Genomic DNA, 7319 nt, shown 5'->3' with positions numbered 1-7319 from the left:
TAATGCCAATATTAAAAAAAATAACAGCCACAGTAAGTGCAATTTTAGTTTCGCTAATTATTAGCGTATTTTGTTTATTATTTACTGCACCCGGTAATCAATTTATTGCCTATACGGCAAATAAAGTTGTTGATGGATTACACATAGAAATTAAAGATGGCCGCTTTATTTATAACGATGTGTTTAATGTTCGTTTTAAAAATAATGGTTTAGATTTTAATGCTCAGCAATTAAAAATAGATTTATTTTGGTGGCAGTGTGATGGTATCTGTATTGATAATTTTAGCGCTAAATCTATAAAATTAACCTTGCCAAAAACAGTTGAAGCGCTAGATGAAACACCCTCTGAGCCCCTTGAAAAAATTACTTTACCTTTTAATGTTTCAATAAAAAATATAGCGGTTAATGAGTTTACATTAAACCACCCTAGTGCAGATGTGAGCGTTAATAACTTTAAACTATCAGCTAAAGCTGAAGGCTCAAAACTCACAGTAAAAAGCTTAAATATCCCGAGTATACTTGTTGCTTTAAAAGAGCAAGAACAACCTGCCAAGGCGCAAACTGCTCAAAGCAACAAAGCTGCACTTACGCAATTACCAGCACTTCCTGATATTGAATTTACATCACCCATTGATTTGGCCATTGAATCCTTTGATATCGCAAAGGTAACAATTGAGCAGGGCGATGCGCAGCATAATATCGAAAACATTTCGCTGCAATTAAGTGTAGAAGATGCCGTGATTAATTTGAAGTCGCTTTCAGCTACCTATGAGCAGTGGCAGCTTAATACCCAATTAGATGCAGAGCTTTTAGGTAACTTGCCTGTAAAAGGCTTAGTGACTTTAAATAGTGACGAGCACCAAGCAAACTTAGAGTTAAACGGTGATTTAGCTGACTTAAATTTAAATTTACAAACGAGTGGACAATATCCGCTCACGTTAACAGCGAATGCTAATTTAAAGCAAAAAAATTACCCATTTGAGCTAAGCGGTAACATTAACCAATGGCTTATTGATGCGCAAAGTAACGAACTAAAAGTTAAAAATGTAAGCCTTAATGCAAATGGTAATGCCGATGACTACCAACTCAATTTGCAGGCAAACAGCCAATTAGGCGCTTATCCGGCTGTTAATCTTAATACTCAGCTAACAGGCGGTTTAACTCAAGCTGTGCTTAAAACATTAAGTATTAAGGCTCACGAAAGTAGTGCGATTATAAAAGCTAATGTCGATTGGCAACAGGGCATTAAAGCGAGTTTTAACGGCTCGCTTTCAAACCTAAAATCGCAGTATTTTACGGATGCTGTAACCAGCGATATTTCAGGGCAATTTAAAGGTTCATTCAATGCGGAAGAAGGCTCGTGGCAACTACAAATGGATGATACTAAGTTAAGCGGATTATTAAACGAGGTACCCCTTGAGTTTGCGTCAAACTTTCAGCTTGATGATGCATTAAAAGCCAATATTGATAGCCTTTATTTAAGTAGCGGCACTAATAAATTAGTACTCAATGGGCAAGTTAATGATAGCTGGAAAGTTGACGGTAAAATAACACTTAAAAGTAATAAAGAGGCAAATATGCCATTTATTGCCGATGGCAACGCCGATTTAAAAGTAAGAGGGCAGAGGCTAACACCTTCTGTCGATTTAGCGTTAATGCTTGATAGCTTCATTTTTAATGAAATCAATATAAATAAACTGACGGTAAAAGGGCAGTTGGATACAGCCGCTGATTGGCAAACTGACGTATCGTTAAGTGTTGGCTCGGCGCTTGTGGCTGATGAGCAAATTAATAGTGTAAAAGTTGATATTAGCGGCGATAAAACAGATCACCAACTTACAGCATCTGTAGATGCCGAGCAGGGCAGTGCAGAGCTTGAAGTAAATGGCAAAATTAATAACGCTACCTGGAATGGTGAGTTTAGTAATGTAACGCTAAGCGACAAAAAGTTAAGCTTTAGCAACACTAAAAATATTGCCGTTATGTTTAACTCTCAAAACGGTAATTTTAATGTAAGTGCGCACTGCTGGGCTTCTCAGCAAAGCGAGCTTTGTATAGACACGCTTGCCCAAACTAAAGCGCTAGGCCAGTTAAACGCTAAGTTAAACAATTTAGCGCTTGAAGAGCTTAAACACTTTTTACCCGATAACATTCGCACCCGTGGTGATGTAAAGGGTAATGTGGCGCTCAATTGGAATGCAGGCGCTCTTAAAACATTACGCGCAAGTTTAAATGCAAGTGACTTGACCACTGTTTTAACCTCAGAAGAAGATCGCTTTAAATTACCTATAGAAACACTCAGTATTAGTGCTTTTTCAGACTCGCAAAAGGGGCAGCTTGAAGCAAATATAGAGTCAAGCGTACTAGGTAAAATTGATACATACATTAATATTGACGACATACAAAATACGCAGGCGCTTAATGGCACTATTAATATTGATAAAATATTACTTTCAGACTTACAGCCATTTCTTGAAACTCTTGAGCAATTAAAAGGTGATATTAGCGGTAAGGTCGCACTTGCGGGTACGTTAAAAGACCCACTATTAAATGGTGAGCTTAACGTAAACGATATAAACCTTGAGGGTGAACAGCTTCCTATTGCGCTACAAAAATCAAATATAAACATATTATTTGATAAAACGACCGCCACAATAGAGGGCAATTTAAACGACAATCAAGGTGGCAATGTAAAGCTAAACGGTGATGTTGATTGGCAAGATGAGCAACCTGAAGTAAATGTAAATGTGCAAGGCGAGCAGTTTTTTGTGCGCGCACAGCAAGGCGTTACTTTTAAAATATCGCCAGATTTAAAAATAGGGTTAGCTAATAATGCACTTAAATTAGCGGGTGAAGTAGTTGTACCTTATGGTCGTATTACGATTGAAGAGCTTCCAGAAGGTGCTGTGCAGGTTAGTGACGATGAAATTATTGTTGATCAAAAAACTGAAACCAGCGAAAAGGTACCATTTGACTACGACATAGACTTAAATGTGATCGTTAAAAATGACGTTAAAGTAGAGTCGTTCGGATTAGAGTCTAAAGTGGCTGGTGATTTAGCGATTAAAATGAGTCAAGGTGTTCCAATTATTGCGACAGGTGAGCTTAATTTAATAAATGGCACTTATTTAGCATTTGGCCAAGATTTAATTATAAGAACTGGCCAAGTGGGCTTTAGTGGCTCCATTGAACATCCCTATTTGAATATTAAAGCAATCAGAAACCCAGCTAATACAGCAAATGGTGTTATAGCTGGTGTTACGCTTACGGGAAATGTTAAAGAACCCACTTTAAAGCTGTTCTCTGAGCCTGCAATGGATCAGGCGCAAACCTTAGCATACTTACTCAATGGACAGCCGCTAGGAGAGGGGGAGGGAGCATCAAGCAACGCTATGCTTGCCCAGTTATTACTTTCTCAAGGGGTTAGTAGAAGTGAAGGGGTTGTGTCAAAGGTAGGTGAAACGTTTGGTCTTTCTGATGTTAGCTTAAGTTCGTCAGGAAGTGGTGACAGCACTAAGGTAGAAATTTCAGGCTATGTTGCGCCTAGCTTGCAAGTTAAATACAGCGTTGGGGTATTTGAGTCAGTTAGTGAAGTGGCCATTCGTTACCAGTTGTTGTCGCAACTCTATATAGAGGTAACCAGTGGTTTATACCAAAATGTTGATGTGCTCTATAAATTTGATTGGGACTGAACTATAAGCTCTAGAGCCTGATGAACTGTCAGGTTGAATTTGCAGCAGCCTGTTTGGTATTTGGGCAAGGAAGAGCCTATGTATTATGGTTATCACCTATAAATTGGCGATAACCTCGCATTAATGTCAAACAGACCCTAGGTAAGTTAGATTGCTTAAAGCTACTTTTAAATAATAAAAATAAAAGGTTGAATATGAAAACACGTTTTTCAATTTATGTAATGGCTCTTTTGCTGAGCGGCTGCGCTACAACAGCTAACAATAAATCCGTTATAAATATACAAACACCACTTAGTGCCAATGATGTAATAAAAAATGCAACTGCAGATGAGTGGCAAGTAGTCGATCCTCAAAATATTTTAAAAATAACCTTACCTACTGGTTCGGCTTACATAGCATTAAATCCGCAACTAGCTCCAAAACACACGCAACATATTAAAACGTTGGCGCAAGAAGGCTTTTATAAAAACACCCGTGTTTATCGTTTTGTAGAAGGGTTTGTAGCACAAGGTGGCGACAGCTCGGGTAAAAAAGAAATAAAAACAGCGAATAAAACCGTACCTGCAGAGTTTTATTTACCAACATCGCAACCACTAAAAATTACCGAGTTAAAAGGCGATGGATACGCCCCTGTTACGGGGTTTTTAAATGGTTTTGCTGTTGCGCAAAATCAAACACAGACTCAAACATGGCAAGTGCATTGCAATGGTGTATTTGCAATGGCACGCGCTAATGATATAAACAGCGCAAGTACTGAGTTTTTTGTCACTATTGGGCAAGGCCCTCGTTACCTTGATAAAAACATTACCGTGTTTGGAAGAGTGCTTGAAGGTATGGAACACTTTAATCGTTTGCAGCGTTTACCCACTGAGGGACTGGCGTTTAATCCAATAACAAATATTGAAGTGTTGGCTGATGTTAATAGCGATGTAACAGTATTTAAGGTAATGAAGACAAATTCAGCATCGTTCAAACAACTGATAGATGCACGTAAAAGCCGAACGGAACCCTGGTTTGTCCAATCGTATAATTACGTTGATGTATGTGGTATGCCTATCCCAACAAAGCGCGTTATTTAAATATTAAAAAAGGAGCTGAGGCTCCTTTTTAATGTTTATGTTTGAGTGTTTAACGTATTTACTGACGATTAATCTTAACGGCAAACGGTGTTTCGTTATAATGCGTAGAACGGTATGGGTTTATGTCTAATCCGCCTCGGCGTGTATAACGTGCATATACTTCAAGCTCTTTAATGTTGAGTTGCGTGGTTAAGTCACTATAAATGCGCTCTACACATTGCTCATGAAACTCGTTGTGTGTTCTAAACGATATTAAATAACGTAGTAGCGATTCACGGCATATCTTCTCGCCCGTGTATCTTATAATAATGCTCGCCCAATCTGGTTGAGACGTTATTAAGCAATTAGATTTTAGCAAATGGCTATTGAGTGTTTCGGTTACTATTTCATCGCTATGTGCTTTAAGTGAATAGGCATCAATATCATAGTTATCTATTTCAATATCTAAATCATCAATGCATTCCCCAGGCAGTGCAGTACAGGGTAAACAGTTAAAATCGTCCGCTTTGTATAGGGTTACTTGTACCGGACTATTAACTGCGCCTGATAAGTCATCGATTAAATGTTGCTTAACTGTGTTTATGCTCTCAAAACGAGTTTGATTAAAGCTGTTTAAATAAAGCTTAAACGATTTAGACTCAATAATGTGGCTGCTTTGGCATGCAAAAGTAAATAAGGCGACAGCCACTTGCGGTTTACCTTTGGCGTTTAACCACGAAAGTTCGTAACCTGTCCAAATATCTTGGCCTTTAAATGGCAGTTCGGCTTCATCAATATTTAAAGCATCACGATTTAGCTTGCGCGCAATTGGGAAAAGCAAGCTTGGCGTATAGTCGTCTACATACTCAGTAGATTGTCCTAATACACTGCCTTTAAGGTCTGGAGAGTTGCTGTAATCTGTCATGTTTGCTCTTAAATAGTTACAATGTGCGCATTATATCTAATTTAATTGAGTTTCACAGTATGTCTGTAGCATTGCTTTTAGAACAACTTCACCATCAATTTAGCGAAAATACCCTCAAAAACACTGCTAAGTACCCACTTATAGCACACGATGAACAATGGCCGAGTCCGTGTGAGCTAGGCGAGGTTGACGAGCAAGGAAATATTCAATGGCAAGGCGTACGTCAGCAGCCAGCAGGCTCATTAAACAATTTAGCAAAGGCATTAGAGCTTGAGTTTCCAACAGCGTTAAGCGAACTTTATGGGCACATGTACGGTGGTAGCGTATTGGCAATTATTGACGGACATCAAATTGAACTGTTGCAAGCATGGAATAGCGACGACTTCGATATGCTTCAACAAAACATCACTGGTCATGTTTTAATGAAACGAAAGCTAAAACAACCCGAAACTGTGTTTATTGGTTTAACTGATAAAGAAGATTTACTGGTCAGTGTGTTAATTCATACCGGAGAGGTGTGTCTAGAGCACGTCGGTAAAAAAACGCACCATGTACTTGCACCAAATATAGAGTCGTTTTTAAAAGCGCTTGAAGTATAAAACGTCATTAATAAATCAGCTTAGCAAGATCGCTGAGCTGATTTTAAAAAGTCATTAGAGAGGCTATTGAAAATCCCACGACACATTAGAGACTAAACCACACGGTTCACACCTAAAATCAAATAGCCCAAACCAAGGTTCATCTAGTTTCCAATCGCTATTACAGCTTGGACATTTACGCTCAAGCTCAGAGGCTTTATCCACACCACCAACTCGATATAAGTAGTAGTAAACCGGCTTTTTAGTTAAAAAACTAATGCGTTTGGTGATGTCTTTTCCGCGGCGATATAAATCACTTTTAGTACTGGATATTTCCTCAAGGGCAGGAAACTCACAGCGTGTTGCGCCATTAATTTGTATTTGATCGCATGCTTGCCAATCTTCTTGCCACTTAATTAGCGTTTTGTAATCACCATTGGCAATAGCAGGGATGCGAAATAGAGGCACAGGTAAAAAGTCGTCGCCACAATAAAGAGGGCTACAGGTATGCACATAAGTAGTATATAAAATGTAACTTGACGGCTCAGTGCAGCAATCCGCTCCATTAGAGTGAATATCTTGGCCAATCACTTTTACTTTGGGAGCCAATAAACCAGCGTTATGGAGTTTTTCAATGCTGTGTTTAACAAAAGGGCTATTATTTAGTGGATGCATAGCGTCTTCAGTTGGGCACATAACACGGGTTATGAAAAAGCCGTCTTTTAAAACGGTGGGGAACTCTTCCCCCATTATTTGGCCATTAAAGCGAAGCGCATTTACTAAGCGGTTTATGGCTTGTTCGGCTTGTTCTAGGGTGGTGTCTTGGTAGCAATCAAATGTTAAATCAACAACAAACATTTATGGTCTCAAATTATTTTTGTTCTAGCAGTGAAAGTAATTGATCAAGTTTTTGCTCAATTCTGTCTAGTTGGCTTGCTTTTAGCTCAGCGTTTTCTGGCTGCTGGGAAGTTTTAATAAAGTTATTTATAGAATCCGGGTTATTTTTGTATTGGCTCACAGCTGCAATAATCATTGGCATTGGAACCGGTTGCGCTAAGCGACTTTT

Annotated in this window: 6 protein-coding genes; 3 read left to right on the top strand and 3 right to left on the bottom strand. The window is 38.8% G+C overall.

What is annotated here, in order from left to right:
• Positions 1-2: 2 nt before the first annotated feature.
• Together tamB and BCG07_RS16365 are read left to right on the top strand one after the other, a co-directional pair.
• Complete coding sequence (gene tamB / locus BCG07_RS16370) at positions 3-3692, top strand: autotransporter assembly complex protein TamB (protein ID WP_286891134.1); 3690 nt, start codon at positions 3-5, stop codon at positions 3690-3692.
• Positions 3693-3886: 194 nt separating this feature from the next.
• Positions 3887-4771, top strand: coding sequence for a peptidylprolyl isomerase (locus BCG07_RS16365; RefSeq protein WP_010557129.1), 885 nt, complete (start codon positions 3887-3889; stop codon positions 4769-4771).
• A gap of 58 nt (positions 4772-4829) precedes the next feature.
• Here the strand turns inward: BCG07_RS16365 and queF are convergent, their stop codons facing one another.
• Complete coding sequence (queF, locus tag BCG07_RS16360; RefSeq protein ID WP_006794065.1) at positions 4830-5675, bottom strand: NADPH-dependent 7-cyano-7-deazaguanine reductase QueF; 846 nt, start codon at positions 5673-5675, stop codon at positions 4830-4832.
• A 59-nt stretch (positions 5676-5734) separates the two neighbouring features.
• Here queF and syd point away from each other — a divergent pair, with 59 nt between their 5' ends.
• Positions 5735-6274 (top strand): SecY-interacting protein, encoded by a 540-nt coding sequence (gene syd / locus BCG07_RS16355; protein ID WP_008129321.1) that lies wholly within the window; start codon positions 5735-5737, stop codon positions 6272-6274.
• Between the two features lie 63 nt (positions 6275-6337).
• Here the strand turns inward: syd and BCG07_RS16350 are convergent, their stop codons facing one another.
• Both BCG07_RS16350 and BCG07_RS16345 read right to left on the bottom strand, forming a co-directional pair.
• Positions 6338-7111, bottom strand: coding sequence for a Zn-ribbon-containing protein (locus BCG07_RS16350; protein ID WP_006794063.1), 774 nt, complete (start codon positions 7109-7111; stop codon positions 6338-6340).
• Positions 7112-7124: 13 nt separating this feature from the next.
• On the bottom strand, positions 7125-7319 hold a 195-nt coding region (locus tag BCG07_RS16345), incomplete at its 5' end, for a hypothetical protein (RefSeq protein ID WP_286891130.1).

Origin of the sequence: Pseudoalteromonas sp. ESRF-bin5 (assembly GCF_002632075.1) — a bacterium.
Taxonomy (GTDB): Bacteria; Pseudomonadota; Gammaproteobacteria; order Enterobacterales; family Alteromonadaceae; genus Pseudoalteromonas; species Pseudoalteromonas marina.
Note: the sequence above shows the minus strand (reverse complement) of the source record. Positions and strands in the feature narration are given on the sequence as shown.

What these genes read in the sequence shown, in the direction of transcription:
- tamB (WP_286891134.1), top strand. Translation starts at nt 3, where the DNA reads ATGCCAATATTAAAAAAAATAACAGCCACAGTAAGTGCAATTTTAGTT.
- BCG07_RS16365 (WP_010557129.1), top strand. Translation starts at nt 3,887, where the DNA reads ATGAAAACACGTTTTTCAATTTATGTAATGGCTCTTTTGCTGAGCGGC.
- queF (WP_006794065.1), bottom strand. Translation starts at nt 5,675, where the DNA reads ATGACAGATTACAGCAACTCTCCAGACCTTAAAGGCAGTGTATTAGGA.
- syd (WP_008129321.1), top strand. Translation starts at nt 5,735, where the DNA reads ATGTCTGTAGCATTGCTTTTAGAACAACTTCACCATCAATTTAGCGAA.
- BCG07_RS16350 (WP_006794063.1), bottom strand. Translation starts at nt 7,111, where the DNA reads ATGTTTGTTGTTGATTTAACATTTGATTGCTACCAAGACACCACCCTA.